Origin of the sequence: Roseicyclus sp. (assembly GCF_018402035.1) — a bacterium.
In the GTDB taxonomy this organism is placed as follows: Bacteria; Pseudomonadota; Alphaproteobacteria; order Rhodobacterales; family Rhodobacteraceae; genus Roseicyclus.
This window is the reverse complement of sequence record NZ_JAGYJN010000008.1, coordinates 15,327-31,486: the sequence shown is the minus strand read 5'-3', so window position 1 is coordinate 31,486 and position 16,160 is coordinate 15,327. Positions and strand designations below refer to the sequence as shown.

Sequence of the window (16,160 nt, the reverse complement as noted above, 5' to 3'; positions counted from 1 at the left end):
CTTGGCGGTCCTTTAGGCTTGTGTGATCGCATAGAGCGATACCGCCGCCGCATTCGAGACATTGAGCGAGCCAAAATCACCAGCTGCAGGAATACGCACCAGATAATCGCACAGCTCGCGCGTCCGCTCGCGCAGGCCCGGCCCCTCGGCACCAAGGACCAAGGCCACTGGACGATCCGACAGCTCTGCCGCGATCACACCCAGATCGACCTCGGCTGCACCATCAAGCCCCACACAGACAAAGCCCATGTTTTTCAGCGCCTCGATTGCATTGCCCAAATTCGGCACCCGCAGATAGGGCTGACGCTCCAGCGCGCCCGAGGCGGTCTTGGCCAGCGCACCTGTCTCGGGTGCGGCGTGCCGGGCGGGGGCGATCACCGCGCGCGCGCCGAACACCTCGGCCGAGCGCAGAATCGCACCCACATTATGCGGATCGCTGACCCGGTCGAGCAGCACCAGCCGTGGCAGGCCCGCACCCGGCGCCATCGCTACATCCTCCAAGCTGCCCCAATCGAGCGCGCGCACCTCGAGTGCGGCCCCTTGATGGACCGAGCCGGGATCAAGCGGCGCGGTGAATTTGCGCGGATCGGCAATCTCGGGCTCCATGCCCGCCTGCGCGATGGCATCGGCCAGCTTGTCGGCGGCATTGCGCGTGACGATCAGGCGCAGACGCGTGCGTGCAGGGTTGAGCAGCGCATCGCGCACTGCATGCAGGCCGAAAAGCCACACGGTTTCCGCCGCCGAGGCGCGCTTGGCCTTTTCTTTGTCGATGACCCAAGTGGGTTTTTTCGTCATTTCCAGCGCCCTTGTTCCTTGCATCACGGGTTACGCGCGCCAAGGCCGAATGCCAAGGGGCAGCGCCCACGCGATTTCGCGGTTGACGGCCCCTGCCCCCGTGATTATCCAGCCCTCGCGTCGGGCGACGTGCTGCAAGGTGCGGCAGCGGACTGTAACTCCGCCGGGGAGACCCATGCCTGGTTCGATTCCAGGGTCGCCCACCATTCCCCCCATCGAATCATGCAAGCCAACGCGCCGCAAAACCGCGGGTTTTGCCCCTTAGGGTTGTATTTTTATGCAACCTTAACCACCGCTGACCGATAAGGCGGGCAATCTTTGCCGGCATGGGTAAATTCACCTGCTTGCGTGTTGTCGATTGCGTAACTTTGCACTAGCTAAAGAGAATAGGTGCGATCTTTCGCGCGCACTTTTCTGGGGACGCGACCTGTGACACTCATTCCCGATTTTGGGTCGATCCAAACAGAGGCCGTCCCCGCTTGGAACCAAGGGGAAAAGCCGTCGCTGTTCTATCGGGCCAGCAAGCGCGCCTTGGACCTTGGATTTTGTACCATCTTCTTGCTGCCTGCGATGCTCTTTGTGTTGATCTGGCTCTTGGTGTTGAACCCGATCTATAATCCCGGCCCGCTGTTTTTCCGCCAAAAGCGCATGGGGCGTGATTGCAAACCGTTTCGCGCATTGAAATTCCGCACGATGGTTGGCAACCCGACCGTGCGGCGGGGGCCTGACGACCCGCTTGAGATGCACCGCATTACGCCCTTGGGCCGCTTCTTGCGGCTGACGCGCTTTGATGAATTGCCGCAAGTCTTGAACGTCTATCTCGGCGAGATGAGCTTGATCGGCCCGCGCCCCGATTATTTCGCCCATGCCCATCACTACATCCACGCCATCCCCGATTACCGCCATCGCTACAGCGTGCGACCGGGCATCAGCGGGCTGGCCCAGATCCAGCTTGGCTATGCGCAAGGGATCGAAGCGACCCGGCGCAAGACGATTGCCGATATCGACTATATCCGCAACGCCAGCCTATCGCTTGATCTGTGGATCTTTTGGCGGACCATGGTGACGGTCTGGCGGATGCGCGGCACCTGATTGCCCAAAGCGACGGGCAAGGGTGACTGGGGGGCGTAGAGCAATGCAAAAACACAAAGCCAAATCAGGCAAAAAGCAAAAAGATTTCAACGTCATGATCGTGGCGCAAGCCGGGCGGCTGACCTATGAGGCCGTGCTTTTTGCCGCCAGCTTTCGGCGCTTTAACCGCAACTTCAAGGGGCAATTCTTTGTCGCGGAGCCACAGCCGGGCGCGCGCTGGTCGCGCGATCCGCGCATCACCGACACAGAGGCGCGCAGCCTTTTGACCGAAGACTTCGGCGCCACGATCCTGCCCTTTGAGAACCGACATTTCGGCGAAAGCTACCCCTATGGCAACAAGATCGAAGCGCTCGCTTCACTGCCCGCCGATCAACCTTTTGTCTTTTTTGACACCGACACGCTGATCACCGGCGATCTGTCGGATGTGCCCTTTGATTTCGACCGCCCCACAGCCAGCCTCAGGGTCGAGGGGACATGGCCACAGCTTGAGCTTTATGGCCCCGGCTACACGGCGACATGGCAATCGCTCTACGACAAGTTCGGCCTTGATTTCAAAGCCTCGCTCGATCCGCGCTGGCCCGCCGAATATTGGCGACACTATCTCTATTTCAACGCAGGGTTTTTCTACTATCGCGACCCGGCGGCCTTTGGCACGCGCTTTACCGAATACGCGCTGGCGATCCGCGACACCCCCCCGGCAGAGCTTGTGTGCCAATCGCTTGACCCATGGCTTGATCAGGTGGCACTGCCCTTGGTGATCCAGTCCTTCGGCGGTGGGCGCGATGCTCTGGCACCGGGATGGCTGGATGGCAGCCATAGCTGCCACTACCGCGTCCTTCCCTTGGCCTATGCGCGCGAGGATCAAGCGGTCGTCGACCTGTTGGAAGAGATCACCACCCCCAACCGCATCAAAAAAGTGCTCAAGGCCCATGAGCCGATCAAGCGGATGATCTATCAGGGCAAGGGCGCCAAAGCCCGCGCGCTGTTTGACCGCGAAAACCTGCCCAAGCGCGAACAAGTCATCCGCAATACGCTGAAGCGCGAGAATTTGTGGCTCAGATAATCACCGCAACGATGCGGTGACCGATGGCCCGTCACCCCGCGCTGGCGGGTTCGCCCTTTTTCCGCTGCTCGGAATAGATCAACAAGGGCTGCGCCTCCGAGGTTACGGCCTCCACATTGACCACCACCTCTTCCACGCCTTCGGTGCTGGGCAGGTCGAACATGGTGTTGAGCAAGATATCTTCCATGATCGAACGCAAACCCCGCGCGCCGGTCTTGCGCATGATGGCGCGTTTGGCGATGGCCGTCAGCGCGTCATCGGTGAACTTCAGCTTCACATCCTCAAGCTCGAACAGGCGCTGGTATTGCTTGACCAGCGCATTCTTCGGCTCGGTCAGGATGGTGACAAGTGCGGCCTCGTCCAAATCCTCGAGCGTGGCCAACACAGGCAGACGGCCAACGAATTCTGGGATCAGGCCAAATTTCAACAGATCCTCGGGTTCAAGCTCTTTGAAATACTCGCCCACCGATTTGGATTCAGGATCGCGCACATCGGCACCAAAGCCCATCGCGCTGCCCTTGCCGCGCTGCGCGATGATCTTGTCGAGGCCCGCGAAAGCCCCGCCGCAGATGAACAAGATATTGGTCGTATCGACCTGCAAAAACTCTTGCTGCGGATGCTTGCGCCCACCTTGCGGCGGCACGGAGGCGACCGTGCCCTCCATGATCTTCAAAAGTGCCTGCTGCACCCCCTCGCCCGAGACATCGCGGGTGATCGAGGGGTTGTCGGATTTGCGCGTGATCTTATCGACCTCGTCGATATAGACGATGCCGCGCTGCGCCCGTTCGACATTGTATTCGCTGGCCTGCAACAGCTTAAGGATGATGTTCTCGACATCCTCGCCCACATAGCCCGCTTCGGTCAGCGTGGTGGCGTCGGCCATGGTGAAAGGCACATCCAAGATACGCGCCAAGGTCTGGGCCAACAGCGTCTTGCCACAGCCCGTGGGGCCGATCAGCAAGATATTCGATTTCGACAGCTCGATATCGGATTTGCCCGCATTGTTCAGACGCTTGTAGTGGTTATGCACCGCCACGGACAGCACGCGCTTAGCGTGGCGCTGACCGATGACGTAATCATCAAGCACATCGCAAATCTCAAGCGGGGTGGGCACGCCGCCCGCCGATTTCAGCCCCGAAGTCTTGGTCTCTTCGCGGATGATATCCATGCAAAGCTCGACGCATTCATCGCAGATAAACACCGTCGGCCCGGCGATCAGCTTGCGCACCTCATGCTGGCTTTTGCCGCAGAACGAACAATAAAGCGTGTTCTTCGTGTCGCTACTGGATGAATTCGCCATGCTCTACACCTCAACCGGTCTGTCGGACCATATTGCCAATGTGCCCGCGCAGCGGCGCGCACACACTGTCCCCGAAAGCCTAGAACAGGCGACCGGGCACCACAATGTCAAAATCCCCGCAAATTTCAGTGGGGAAAGCGGACCAATCACTTGGTTTCGCCACCGGCGGGAACGCGGGTTTCCACGATTTCGTCGATTAAGCCCCAAGCCTTGGCCTGTTCGGCATCCATGAAATTGTCGCGCTCAAGCCCTTCGACCACAGCCTCAAAACTTTGGCCGGTGTGCTTGACATAGATCTGGTTCAGCCGATCCTTGAGCTTTTGGGTCTCTTTGGCGTGGATCATGATATCGGTCGCCTGCCCCTGATACCCGCCCGAGGGCTGGTGAACCATGATCCGGCTATTGGGCAGCGAAAAGCGCATGCCCTTTTCGCCAGCCGTCAGCAAAAGCGAGCCCATGGAGGCCGCTTGACCAACAACCAAGGTCGAGACCTTGGGCTTGATGTATTGCATCGTGTCGTAGATCGACAGACCCGAGGTCACCACGCCACCGGGCGAGTTGATATACATCGAGATTTCCTTGGACGGATTCTCGGCCTCAAGGTGCAAAAGCTGTGCGACGATCAAGCTTGCCATGCCGTCATGCACCGGGCCGGACAGAAAGATGATCCGCTCTTTCAAAAGCCGCGAGAAGATATCATAGGCCCGCTCGCCCCGGCTGGTCTGTTCGACCACCATCGGCACAAGGTTGTTCATGTAATGGTCAATAGGATCAATCATAGCGGCCTGCCCCGAATGCGAATGGCTGTTACCCCTCAGTCTTAGTGGTGGGTTGGGGGGGCTGCAAGGGCACGGGGCGAATTCGATGGACATGACCTGACGCCCGCCTAGCTTGCCCGCAATGACCAAAACAGCTGAAAACACCCCCATCCCGGCCACGCGCACCCATGCGCTGGAACGGTTGCGCCGCTTTGTTCCCGTCGCAGGGCGCGACTATGCCGCACGGCGCAATTTCGATCTGGCCGCGCAAAACCATCCGCATGTCTCGGGCCTGTCGCCCTATCTGCGCCATCGGCTGATCACCGAGCCCGAGGTGCTTGCCGCCGTTTTGGGCCGCCATTCCGCCATGGCAGCCGAGAAATTCATCCAAGAGGTCGTCTGGCGGACCTATTGGAAAGGCTGGCTCGAAATGCGGCCGCAGGTCTGGGCGGATTATCGCACCGGGCTTGCGCGTGTCTTGGCCGATGGTCGTCATGATGACCGCTTGGCTGCAGCCACCGCAGGGCAGACGGGGATCGATTGCTTTGATGCATGGATGCGCGAATTGGTCGCGACAGGGTATTTGCACAATCACGCGCGGATGTGGATGGCCTCGATCTGGATCTTCACCTTGCGCCTGCCGTGGGAGGCGGGGGCCGATCTGTTTATGCGCCATCTGCTCGACGGCGATCCGGCGTCCAACACGCTGTCATGGCGCTGGGTCGCGGGTTTGCAAACACCGGGCAAGCATTACCTTGCGCGGCCCAACAATATCGCGCGCTATACCGAGGGGCGCTTTGCCCCCAAAGGTCTGGTCAGCGATGCCGCCCCGCTTTCTGGCCCGCCACACCCGCCGCGCCGCCCTTTGCCAGCCGACGCGCGCCCCAATCCCGATCTGCCCACGGGTATCTTGTTGACCGAAGAAGACCTCTCGCCGGGGTTTCTTTTCGACGATCACCCTGGCCCGATCCTTGGCCATGCGGCGCTGATCTCGGTTGCAGGCCGCTCGCCCTTGCCCGTGGCACAGCCTGTCGTGGCCTTTACGCAGGAAGCGATGACCGATGCCCGCGCGCGCTGGTCGGGTCGCATGGGCGCGCCCGGCCCGCTCAGCGATGATCCGGCCGCAATCACGGCCTGGGCCTTGGATCTTGGGCTGACCCAGATCGTGACGGCTTATGCGCCCACCGGCCCGGCAGCCCACGCCGTCGGCGTCTTGGATGCGATGCTGGCAGAGGTCGGGATTGCCCTGATCCGACGCATCCGCCCCTATGACCAAGCCGCATGGCCCCATGCCAGCGCCGGCTTCTTCCGCTTCAAGGACCATATCCCGACACTGATCCGCGACATCGCGCCCGCATCTGTGGATAAGTCGTGAATATGTCTAAAAATATTAAACCTTTGCTATCACATGCGAGTGGATCGACGTCATTAGTTGCATTTTCATAATCTCCTCCATGAGCCCAAAACTCCTAACATCCGCCGAACCAGCGTCACCCCATTGCCAAAGCCTTGCACAATCGCTGCAAATGATATGAATCGGTGCCAGCCCAAAGGAGACCGCGCCATGCCCGACGGACAGACCCGCTATAACGGCCCCTCGCTCGCACCGTTCGACTGGGCCGATCCGTTCCACCTCGCCGCACAGCTCAGCGAAGAAGAGCGTATGATCGCCGAGAGCGCGCGGGCCTATGCGCAAGACAAGCTGATGCCGCGTGTCAGTGACGCGTACTTGAACGAACGTGTCGCGCCCGAGATCTTTGCCGAGATGGGTGAGATGGGGCTTTTGGGCGTCACCATCCCCGAGGCATACGGCGGGCTGGGGGCGGGCTATGTGGCATACGGGCTTGTCGCGCGCGAGGTTGAGCGCGTCGATAGCGGCTATCGCTCGATGATGAGCGTGCAATCAAGCCTCGTGATGTATCCCATCCATGCCTATGGCTCGGAAGCGCAGCGGCAAAAATACCTGCCCGGTCTGGCGGCGGGCAAGCTGATCGGCTGTTTCGGGCTGACCGAACCCGATGCCGGATCGGACCCGGCAGGCATGAAGACCGTGGCCCGCAAAACCGCCGACGGCTATGTGCTGAACGGGGCCAAGATGTGGATTTCCAACAGCCCCATCGCCGATGTTTTCGTCGTTTGGGCCAAATCCGAGGCACATGGCGGCAAAATCCGTGGCTTTATCCTTGAGAAAGGCATGGCGGGACTCAGCGCCCCCAAGATCGGCGGCAAGCTCTCGCTTCGTGCATCGGTCACGGGTGAGATCGTGATGAAGGATGTGGCGGTGCCAGAGGATGCACTGCTGCCCGGGGTTGAGGGCCTCAAAGGGCCGTTTGGCTGCCTCAACCGGGCGCGCTATGGCATCGCTTGGGGTGTCATGGGTGCGGCCGAGGATTGCTGGCACCGCGCGCGGCAATATGGGTTGGACCGGGTGCAATTTGACCGCCCCTTGGCGCAGACACAGCTCTTTCAGAAAAAGCTCGCCGATATGCAGACCGAGATCGCGCTGGGGCTTCAAGCCGCACTGCGTGCTGGCCGCATGCTTGAGGATGGGAGCTGCGCGCCCGAGGTGATTTCGCTAATCAAGCGCAACAATTGCGGCAAGGCGCTCGATATCGCGCGGGCCGCGCGCGATATGCATGGCGGCAACGGGATCATGGCGGAATATCATGTCATGCGCCACGCTCAGAACCTTGAGACGGTGAATACCTATGAGGGCACGCATGATGTGCATGCGCTGATCCTTGGTCGCGCCCAAACCGGGCTTCAGGCGTTTTTCTGAAACCCGATTATTCGTACGAATAATCGGGCATTTGAATTTTCGTACGAAAATTCAGCGCCTCAGGCACCCAGCCTTGCGGTCACGCTTTCGGGCGTGACCGTGCCAATCACAACGCCCGCCTCCTCTACCGCCAAGGGGGCGGGGTCTTTGGCAAAGCGCGCCAAGATTGCGCGCAGAGGTGTCTCAGGGGAGATAGACACCACGCCACCCGCGCCCTGCCCCATCACATCGCGCGCGGTCAAGACGCCGAGCGGGTTCATATTCGCAACAAATTCCGCAACATAAGCCGTGGCAGGCTGCGAGAAAATCTCGCGCGGGGTGCCGCATTGAATGATGCGCCCCCCTTCCATGATCGCGATGCGGTTGCCGATCTTGAACGCCTCGTCTAGATCATGGCTGACAAAGATGATCGTGCGCTTCAGATCGCGCTGCAGGTCAAGCAATTCATCTTGCAGCTTCGTCCGGATCAGCGGGTCAAGCGCCGAGAACGGTTCATCCATCAGCAAGATCGGCGCCTCGGTCGCAAAGGCGCGCGCCAGCCCCACGCGCTGCTGCATGCCGCCCGAAAGCTCACCCACCAACGCATCGGCGCGGTCTGACAGGCCCACCAGTTCCAGCTGGCGCTCAACCCGCTCACGGCGCGCGCTGCCATCGACCCCCGCCAATTCCAGCCCTAGCCCCACATTCTCGGCCACGCTGCGCCAAGGCAAAAGGCCGAATTGTTGAAAGACCATGGCCACCGCGGTCTGGCGCAGATGGCGCAAATTTGCCCCCCGCGCCTCGGTCACATTCACCATCGCATCGCCCAAGCGCACCTCGACATGGCCGCGCGCCACGGGGTTGAGCGCGTTGACCGCGCGCAGCAATGTCGATTTGCCCGACCCCGACAGGCCCATCAGGACAAGGATTTCCCCCGCCTCCACGCTCAGCGTGCAATCATGCACGCCCAAGACATGCCCCGTCGCCGCTTGGATCTCGGCCCGTGTTTCCCCCGCATCTGCGCGCACCAGCGCGGGCGCGGGATTGTCGCCGAACATGATGCAGACATTGTGAAAGCGGACAGCAACGCTCATCTGCGGCTCACCCGCAATAGACGGTCGAGCAAGATCGCCACCACCACGATGATCAGCCCCGCCTCAAAGCCCAAACCGGTGTTCACCTGATTGAGCGCGCGCACCACCGGCACGCCCAGCCCATTTGCCCCCACAAGCGCCGCGATGACCACCATCGACAGCGATAGCATGATCGTCTGGTTCAGCCCGGCCATGATCTGTGGCGTGGCATAGGGCAACTCGACCTTCCACAGCTTTTGGCGCGGCGTAGCCCCAAAGGCATCAGCGGCCTCCAGCAATGCGGTCGGGGTTGAGGATATCCCCAAATGCGTCAGCCGGATCGGCGCGGGCAACACAAAGATCACGGTCGCGATCAGCCCCGGCACCATGCCGATGCCGAAAAACACGATGGCCGGGATCAGATAGACAAAGGTCGGTAGCGTTTGCATCAAATCCAGCACGGGCCGCATCGCGGCATAAAGCCTTGGCCGATGCGCCGCCGCGATCCCGATGGGCACGCCCAATCCCATGCAGACGACGCAAGCCGCCGTGACCAGTGTCAGGCTTTCGGTCGTCTCATCCCAGTAACCTTGGTTGATGATGAACAATAGGCCAGCGGCCAAAAGCATCGGCACCCGCCAACCACGATGCAGCCGATAGGCCAGCACGACAAAGATCACGGTTATCAAGATCGGGTGCCATTCGGGCGGGTAAAGGTAGTCGATCTCAGACCGGCGCAGATCATAAAGCCAGCCGGTGTTGGGCGGTTCTTGCAACAGCGCGAGGATCACCTCGATCATCACCTCAAGCGCCAGCGCCAGCGCGTCAAAAAGCCCGGCCAGATTGACCTGAAGCCAATCAAACCCCGCTTCGGCCGCGTCACCGATGCGGATCTTACATTCCGACAAGGCGCCAAGCGGGCCCATACCCTCGGGCCAGCCCTGATCGCACTCGGTCAGCCATCGCAGCATCGGGCATGTCCTTTGACAGGCGTGGGTGCGGTGCGCACCATCATGCGCACCGCCTTTTCGCCGCGATCAGACGATCACAGGCCCAATGCGGTGGTCATCGCCGCGCGCGCATCGCCACCATCGACGGTGGTCACACCATCAAGCCAGCCCATGACGAGATCGGGATTGGCCGACATCCAAGCCGTGGCCGCATCGATCGGATCGGCCCCATCGTTCAAGATCGCGCCCATGATCTCGTTTTCCATCGCAAGCGTGAAAACCAGATTGTTCAACAGCGCGCCAACATTGGGGCAAGCCGCCGCGTAGCCCGCACGCGTGTTGGTAAAGACCGTAGCACCGCCCAGATCGGGGCCGAACCAATCATCACCGCCTGTCAGATAGGTCAGATCGAAATTGGCATTCATCGGATGCGGCTCCCAAGCGAGGAAGACGATCGGTTCTCCACGATCGACCGCGCGCGCAACTTGGGCCAGCATGCCTTGTTCCGAGCTTTCGACCACATCGAATTCCGCCCCAGCAAGCCCGAAAGCATCAGCCGCGATCATGTCCATGATCAGGCGGTTGCCATCATTGCCGGGCTCGATCCCGTAGATCTGGCTTTCCAGCGCATCGGCAGCACCCGCGATATCGGCGAAATCAGCGATCCCCATCGCGGCACCATGCGCATTGGTGGCCAGCGTGTATTTCGCCCCTTCCAGATTGGCGCGCACGGTATCGACGGTGCCTGCATCGCGGTAAGGCGCGATATCGGCCTCCATCGTCGGCATCCAATTGCCCAGGAAGATGTCGATGTCGCCCGAGGCAAGCGAGGTATAGGTGACAGGCACCGACAAAACGAGCGTCTCGGTCTCATAGCCCAAGGCCTCCAGTACGACAGAGGTCGCCGCCGTGGTCGCGGTGATATCGGTCCAGCCGACATCGGAAAAACGCACGGTGTCACAATCGTTATGCCCACCGGCCAAGGCCGCCCCGGTGGTCAGGCCCAATGCAAGCACGCTACAAGCGGTACGGGTGATCAAGCTCATTTACGGTTCTCCCTGTTGCGGTCGTTTGTTGATTGACCAGTCAATTAAAATCCGATCTTCTGCGACAGCGCAACCCTAAGGAGTATCCGATGCCGCGGCTAGGTGTGATGGCACTGCGTAAAGACGCCCTTGTCAACGCCACGATCGGTGAGATCGGGCGGAAAGGCTCACTCGACGTCACGATGGGCCAGATTGCAAGTGCGGCGGGGGTCTCCTCGGCGCTGGCGCATCATTATTTTGGCTCGAAAGATGAGCTTTTCCTTGCCGCGATGCGGGCGATTCTCTCGGAATTCGGGGCCGAGGCGCGGCGCGCATTGGCCCTTGCCCGCACACCGCGCGCGCGGCTTTCGGCGCTGATGCAGGCCAGTTTCGGGGGCCGGAATTTCCAGCCCGAGGTGGTGGCGGCATGGCTCAACTTCTACGTTCTGGCCCAGACCCAACCACAGGCCGCACGGCTTTTGCGTGTGTATCAACACAGGCTGGTGTCGAACCTCACCCATGCGCTGCGCCCGCTTTGCGCCGACCCAACAGGCGTCGCGCGCACCACGGCGGCGCTGATCGATGGCGTCTATATCCGCCTCGCCTTGACCGAGGCAGGCCCACCAGACGCGGCCGATGCCATCGCGACGCTTGAGGGGTATCTTGCCCTTGCCACAGGACATCGCGCATGACGCATCCCAATATCTTGATCGTGATGGTCGACCAGTTGAACGGGACGCTTTTTCCCGATGGCCCGGCCGATTGGCTGCATGCGCCCCATCTCAAGCGGCTGGCCGCGCGGTCGGTGCGCTTTGCCAAGAGCTATACGGCAAGCCCGCTTTGCGCGCCTGCGCGCGCCAGCTTCATGTCGGGGCAATTGCCCTCGCGCACGGGGGTCTATGACAACGCGGCGGAGTTTGCCTCCTCAATTCCAACCTATGCCCACCATCTGCGCCGTGCGGGCTATCAAACATGCCTCTCGGGCAAGATGCATTTCGTCGGCCCGGATCAGTTGCACGGCTTTGAACAGCGCCTAACCACCGACATCTACCCCGCCGATTTCGGCTGGACGCCCGATTACCGCAAACCGGGTGAGCGGATCGATTGGTGGTATCACAATATGGGCAGCGTCACCGGCGCAGGCGTGGCCGAGATCACCAACCAGATGGAATATGATGACGAGGTGGCCTTTGCCGCCGAGCAAAAGCTCTATGACCTCGCGCGCGGCGGCGACGCGCGGCCATGGTGCCTAACCGTCAGCTTTACCCATCCCCACGACCCTTACGTCGCCCGGCGCAAATACTGGGATCTTTACGCCGATTGCGCCCATCTCCAGCCCGAGGTTGCGGCCCTTCCCTATGCCGAACACGACCCCCACGCACAGCGCATTTTCGATGCCAATGACTGGCGCAATTTCGACATCACCGCGGATGACATCGCCCGCTCGCGCCGCGCCTATTTCGCCAATATCTCGTATCTCGACGACAAGATCGGCAGCATCCTCGATGTGCTAGAGCGCACGCGGCAAGCGGCGATCGTGGTCTTTGTCTCGGACCATGGCGATATGCTGGGCGAGCGGGGCTTGTGGTTCAAGATGAACTTCTACGAGGGATCGGCCCGCGTGCCCCTGATGATCGCGGCCCCCGGTATCGCGCCGGGGCTGATCCTTGATCCGGTCTCGACCATCGATCTTTGCCCCACGCTGTGCGATTTGGCGGGCGTATCCATGGCCGAGGTCATGCCATGGACCGATGGCGAAAGCCTCGTGCCGCTGGCCCATGGTCGCCCCCGGACAAGCCCCGTGGCAATGGAATACGCAGCCGAGGCCAGCATCACGCCGCTGGTGGGCTTGCGCCAAGGGCGGTGGAAATACACCAACTGCGCCGCCGATCCCGAGCAACTCTTTGATCTCGACGCCGACCCGCAGGAAATGACCAACCTTGCCGATGACGGGGCATATGCCAAAACGCTCGAGCATTTCCGCCTGCTCGCTGCGACCCGCTGGGATCTCGAAGGTTTTGACGCCGCCGTGCGCGAAAGCCAAGCGCGCCGCTGGGTGGTCTATGAAAGCCTGCGCAACGGGGCCTATTACCCGTGGGATTTCCAACCGCTCCGCGCTGCCTCAGAGCGGTTCATGCGCAACCATATGGACCTCAATGTCCTTGAGGAAAATCAACGGTATCCAAGGGGCGAATAGCCCCAAAACCAAAGAGAGGGGGGAATGATGCAAGCCCAACCGCAAGCCAGCCATTTCGTAAACGGCACCTATCTGGAAGATACCAAGGGAACGGCCATGCAGGTGATCTTTCCCGGCACGGGCGAGACCATCGCCGAGGTGCACGAGGCCACGACGCACGTGATCGAAGCGGCGCTGGCCGCCGCGAAAGCCGCCCAAGGACCATGGGCCGCGCTTAAGCCTGTTGAGCGTGGCCGCATCCTGCGCCGCGCGGCCGATATCATCCGCGCCCGCAACCAAGCGCTGTCGGAGCTTGAGACGCTGGACACCGGCAAGCCCATTTCCGAAACGCTGGTGGCCGATGCCACATCAGCCGCCGATGCGCTGGAATATTTCGGCGGGCTTGCGGGCACACTTACGGGCGAGCATGTGCCTTTGGGGGCGGATTGGGCCTATACGATGCGCATCCCTTTGGGCGTTTGCGTGGGCCTTGGCGCGTGGAACTATCCCACCCAAGTCGCGGCATGGAAAGCGGCACCCGCGCTGATCTGTGGCAACACGATGGTCTTCAAACCCAGCGAACAAACGCCGCTTTGCGCGCTGAAACTGGCCGAAATCCTGATCGAAGCGGGCGCACCGCCCGGTGTTTTCAACGTGATCCAAGGGGCGGGAACCGTGGGCCGCGCACTGGTCGAGGATGCCCGCGTGGCCAAGGTCTCGCTCACCGGGTCGGCCGAGACGGGCAAAAAAGTCTATGCCGGGGCGGCGGCGCAGATGAAGCATGTGACGATGGAATTGGGCGGCAAGTCACCCCTCATCATCTTTGACGATGCCGATCTGGAAAGTGCAGTTTCGGCGGCGATCAACGCCAATTTCTTTGCCACGGGCCAAGTCTGCTCCAACGGCACACGGGTTTTCGTGCAAAGGGGCATCAAACAGGCGTTTCTCGACCGTCTCACCGCCCGTCTGGCCAATGCCGTGATCGGCGACCCGCGCGACGCGGCCACGACTTTCGGCCCGATGGTCAGCGAAGAACAGCTTTCCATCACCTGTGCCTACATCGAAAAAGGCAAGGCCGAAGGCGCGCGTCTGGTCGCGGGCGGTGCCCGCCTGAACCGCCCCGGCTGCTATATCGCGCCCACGGTCTTTGCCGATGTCACCGACGCGATGACCATCGCGCGCGAAGAGATTTTTGGCCCCGTCATGTCGGTGCTTGATTTCGACACCGAGGCCGAGGTCATCACGCGCGCCAATGCCACCGATCTGGGCCTGTCGGGCGCGGTGTTTACCCAAGACCTGACACGCGGCCACCGGGTCGTGCATGCGATCGACGCCGGATCTGTCTGGATCAACCAATATAACCTCACCCCTGTCGAAGTTCCCTTTGGCGGCGTCAAAGGCTCGGGCGTCGGGCGCGAGAACTCCCGCGCGGCGCTGGAAGCCTATTCCCAACTCAAGACCGTCTATGTCGGCATGACCCCGGTGGAGGCCGCCTATTGATGGAAGCTGATTACGTCGTCGTCGGCGCAGGCAGCGCGGGCTGTGCCATCGCCTATCGGCTGGCCCAAGCGGGCAAATCCGTGATCGTGGTCGAACATGGCGGGTCGGATTGGGGGCCTTTCATCAACATGCCCGCCGCGCTTTCCTACCCGATGAACATGGCGCGCTATGACTGGGGCTATGTGACCGAGCCCGAGCCGCATATGGGCGGGCGTGTCATGGCCTGCCCGCGCGGCAAGGTTTTGGGCGGGTCATCCTCGATCAACGGCATGATCTATGTGCGGGGGCATGCGCATGATTTCGACACATGGGCCGAGATGGGGGCCGATGGCTGGGCCTATGCGGATGTGCTGCCCTATTTCAAACGTGCGGAAACTTGGCATGGCGATGCGGGCGATCCGGCCTTTCGCGGCTTTGACGGCCCGCTGCATATCACGCGCGGCCCGCGCAAGAACCCGCTGTTCGATGCCTTCATCCAAGCCGGTGCCAATGCGGGCTATGGCGCGACCGATGATTACAACGGCGCACGGCAAGAGGGTTTTGGCGCCTTCGAGATGACCGTATGGCAAGGTGAACGCTGGTCAGCGGCCAAGGCTTATCTGCGGCCTGCGCTAAAGACCGGCAACTGCACCATGGCACGCGGTCTGGTCGAGAAGGTCGAGATCACCGATGGCCGCGCCACAGGTGTGCGGCTGGTAGGTGGCCAGATCATCACCGCACGCGCCGAGGTGGTGCTGTCGGCGGGGTCCATCAATTCGCCCAAGATCTTGATGCTCAGCGGCATTGGCCCAGCCAAGCATCTGGCAGAGCATGGCATTACCGTCATCGCCGACCGCGCGGGCGTGGGCGCAAACCTGCAAGATCATCTGGAAATTTACGTTCAATTCGCCGCCACCAAACCCGTCAGCCTTGCGCCCTATTGGTCGCTCTGGGGCAAGGCGCTGGTGGGCGCGCAATGGCTTTTGACGCGCAAGGGCTTGGGTGCGTCCAATAATTTCGAGGCCTGCGGCTTTATCCGGTCGCGCGCGGGGATCGCCTACCCCGATATTCAGTATCACTTCCTGCCCATCGCCGTGCGCTATGACGGCAAAACCGCCGCAAACGGCCACGGGTTTCAGGCCCATGTCGGCCCCATGCGCTCGAAAAGCCGGGGCGCGGTTACCTTACGCTCAGCCGATCCCAAGGACGCGCCGCGCATTCAGTTCAACTACATGTCCCATCCCGATGATTGGGATGAATTCCGCACCGCCATCCGCCTCACGCGCGAGATTTTCGCGACAGAGCCGATGGCTGGTTACGTGGATCACGAAATTCAGCCGGGCGCAGATGCACAAAGCGATGCGGCGCTCGATGCCGTGATCCGCGAACATGCCGAAAGCGCCTATCACCCCTGCGGCACCGCCCGGATGGGGCGCGCGGATGATCCGATGGCGGTCGTTGATGCCCAGACCCGCGTGATCGGTGTGAAAGGGCTGCGGCTGGCCGACAGTTCGATCTTCCCGCAAATCCCCAATGGCAATCTCAACGCGCCATCGATCATGGTGGGCGAGAAAGCCGCCGATCACATCCTTGGCCGCGCGCCCTTGGCACCTGCGAACCTCGACCCGTGGATCGCCCCTGATTGGCAAAGCGCCCAGCGCGAAAGCCACGCGCGCAAAGCGGCCGAATAG

At 61.4% G+C, this 16,160-nt stretch carries 14 protein-coding genes and 1 tRNA gene; 9 read left to right on the top strand and 6 right to left on the bottom strand.

What is annotated here, in order from left to right; translation table 11 throughout:
• Positions 1 to 12: 12 nt before the first annotated feature.
• A complete protein-coding gene (rlmB, locus tag KG698_RS12225; protein WP_213685863.1) occupies positions 13 to 795 on the bottom strand; it encodes a 23S rRNA (guanosine(2251)-2'-O)-methyltransferase RlmB in 783 nt (260 codons plus the stop codon).
• 122 nt (positions 796 to 917) lie between these two features.
• On the opposite strand from rlmB, the gene KG698_RS12220 reads away from it, so the two are divergent.
• From KG698_RS12220 to KG698_RS12210, 3 genes are all read left to right on the top strand, one after another.
• Positions 918 to 1,001 (top strand) — tRNA-Tyr (locus KG698_RS12220).
• A gap of 223 nt (positions 1,002 to 1,224) precedes the next feature.
• On the top strand, positions 1,225 to 1,887 hold the full coding sequence (locus KG698_RS12215) for a sugar transferase (RefSeq protein ID WP_367114094.1): 663 nt from the start codon (positions 1,225 to 1,227) through the stop codon (positions 1,885 to 1,887).
• A 43-nt stretch (positions 1,888 to 1,930) separates the two neighbouring features.
• Positions 1,931 to 2,950, top strand: a complete 1,020-nt coding sequence (locus tag KG698_RS12210) for a hypothetical protein (RefSeq protein ID WP_213685862.1) — start codon at positions 1,931 to 1,933, stop codon at positions 2,948 to 2,950.
• A gap of 31 nt (positions 2,951 to 2,981) precedes the next feature.
• On the opposite strand, the gene clpX is transcribed toward KG698_RS12210, so the two are convergent.
• Entirely contained in the window at positions 2,982 to 4,250 is a 1,269-nt protein-coding gene (clpX, locus tag KG698_RS12205) for an ATP-dependent Clp protease ATP-binding subunit ClpX (RefSeq protein WP_213685861.1), read from the bottom strand.
• Positions 4,251 to 4,396: 146 nt separating this feature from the next.
• The gene (locus KG698_RS12200) at positions 4,397 to 5,029 is read right to left on the bottom strand and encodes an ATP-dependent Clp protease proteolytic subunit (protein ID WP_213685860.1); all 633 of its coding nucleotides are present in this window, start codon (positions 5,027 to 5,029) and stop codon (positions 4,397 to 4,399) included.
• 121 nt (positions 5,030 to 5,150) lie between these two features.
• Between KG698_RS12200 and KG698_RS12195 the strand changes: the two genes are divergently transcribed.
• Positions 5,151 to 6,383: an FAD-binding domain-containing protein gene (locus KG698_RS12195; RefSeq protein WP_213685859.1), complete on the top strand. Its 1,233-nt coding sequence runs from the start codon at positions 5,151 to 5,153 to the stop codon at positions 6,381 to 6,383.
• A gap of 189 nt (positions 6,384 to 6,572) precedes the next feature.
• Positions 6,573 to 7,787, top strand: a complete 1,215-nt coding sequence (locus KG698_RS12190) for an acyl-CoA dehydrogenase (RefSeq protein WP_213685858.1) — start codon at positions 6,573 to 6,575, stop codon at positions 7,785 to 7,787.
• A gap of 59 nt (positions 7,788 to 7,846) precedes the next feature.
• Here KG698_RS12190 and choV read toward each other — a convergent pair whose 3' ends face one another.
• From choV to choX, 3 genes are all read right to left on the bottom strand, one after another.
• The gene (gene choV, locus KG698_RS12185; protein ID WP_213685857.1) at positions 7,847 to 8,860 is read right to left on the bottom strand and encodes a choline ABC transporter ATP-binding protein; all 1,014 of its coding nucleotides are present in this window, start codon (positions 8,858 to 8,860) and stop codon (positions 7,847 to 7,849) included.
• Positions 8,857 to 9,810, bottom strand: coding sequence for a choline ABC transporter permease subunit (gene choW, locus KG698_RS12180; RefSeq protein WP_213685856.1), 954 nt, complete (start codon positions 9,808 to 9,810; stop codon positions 8,857 to 8,859). The genes choV and choW overlap by 4 nt, the downstream gene beginning before the upstream one ends.
• Before the next feature lie 74 nt (positions 9,811 to 9,884).
• Complete coding sequence (gene choX / locus KG698_RS12175; protein WP_213685855.1) at positions 9,885 to 10,835, bottom strand: choline ABC transporter substrate-binding protein; 951 nt, start codon at positions 10,833 to 10,835, stop codon at positions 9,885 to 9,887.
• A gap of 89 nt (positions 10,836 to 10,924) precedes the next feature.
• On the opposite strand from choX, the gene betI reads away from it, so the two are divergent.
• Genes betI through betA form a run of 4 tightly spaced genes read left to right on the top strand, consistent with a single transcriptional unit; the run spans position 10,925 to position 16,160 of the window.
• Positions 10,925 to 11,506: a transcriptional regulator BetI gene (gene betI / locus KG698_RS12170; protein ID WP_213685854.1), complete on the top strand. Its 582-nt coding sequence runs from the start codon at positions 10,925 to 10,927 to the stop codon at positions 11,504 to 11,506.
• Positions 11,503 to 13,011, top strand: a complete 1,509-nt coding sequence (betC, locus tag KG698_RS12165; RefSeq protein ID WP_213685853.1) for a choline-sulfatase — start codon at positions 11,503 to 11,505, stop codon at positions 13,009 to 13,011. The genes betI and betC overlap by 4 nt, the downstream gene beginning before the upstream one ends.
• Positions 13,012 to 13,035: 24 nt before the next feature.
• Positions 13,036 to 14,490, top strand: coding sequence for a betaine-aldehyde dehydrogenase (gene betB / locus KG698_RS12160; RefSeq protein ID WP_213685852.1), 1,455 nt, complete (start codon positions 13,036 to 13,038; stop codon positions 14,488 to 14,490).
• Positions 14,490 to 16,160 carry a choline dehydrogenase gene (gene betA / locus KG698_RS12155; RefSeq protein ID WP_213685851.1) on the top strand — a complete coding sequence of 557 codons (1,671 nt, stop codon included), beginning with the start codon at positions 14,490 to 14,492 and terminating at the stop codon, positions 16,158 to 16,160. Before betB ends, betA begins: the two co-directional genes overlap by 1 nt.

Excerpts from the sequence above, each read along its gene's own strand:
- rlmB (WP_213685863.1), bottom strand. The coding sequence starts at position 795 with ATGACGAAAAAACCCACTTGGGTCATCGACAAAGAAAAGGCCAAGCGC.
- KG698_RS12210 (WP_213685862.1), top strand. The coding sequence starts at position 1,931 with ATGCAAAAACACAAAGCCAAATCAGGCAAAAAGCAAAAAGATTTCAAC.
- clpX (WP_213685861.1), bottom strand. The coding sequence starts at position 4,250 with ATGGCGAATTCATCCAGTAGCGACACGAAGAACACGCTTTATTGTTCG.
- KG698_RS12200 (WP_213685860.1), bottom strand. The coding sequence starts at position 5,029 with ATGATTGATCCTATTGACCATTACATGAACAACCTTGTGCCGATGGTG.
- KG698_RS12195 (WP_213685859.1), top strand. The coding sequence starts at position 5,151 with ATGACCAAAACAGCTGAAAACACCCCCATCCCGGCCACGCGCACCCAT.
- KG698_RS12190 (WP_213685858.1), top strand. The coding sequence starts at position 6,573 with ATGCCCGACGGACAGACCCGCTATAACGGCCCCTCGCTCGCACCGTTC.
- choV (WP_213685857.1), bottom strand. The coding sequence starts at position 8,860 with ATGAGCGTTGCTGTCCGCTTTCACAATGTCTGCATCATGTTCGGCGAC.
- choW (WP_213685856.1), bottom strand. The coding sequence starts at position 9,810 with ATGCTGCGATGGCTGACCGAGTGCGATCAGGGCTGGCCCGAGGGTATG.
- choX (WP_213685855.1), bottom strand. The coding sequence starts at position 10,835 with ATGAGCTTGATCACCCGTACCGCTTGTAGCGTGCTTGCATTGGGCCTG.
- betI (WP_213685854.1), top strand. The coding sequence starts at position 10,925 with ATGCCGCGGCTAGGTGTGATGGCACTGCGTAAAGACGCCCTTGTCAAC.
- betC (WP_213685853.1), top strand. The coding sequence starts at position 11,503 with ATGACGCATCCCAATATCTTGATCGTGATGGTCGACCAGTTGAACGGG.
- betB (WP_213685852.1), top strand. The coding sequence starts at position 13,036 with ATGATGCAAGCCCAACCGCAAGCCAGCCATTTCGTAAACGGCACCTAT.
- betA (WP_213685851.1), top strand. The coding sequence starts at position 14,490 with ATGGAAGCTGATTACGTCGTCGTCGGCGCAGGCAGCGCGGGCTGTGCC.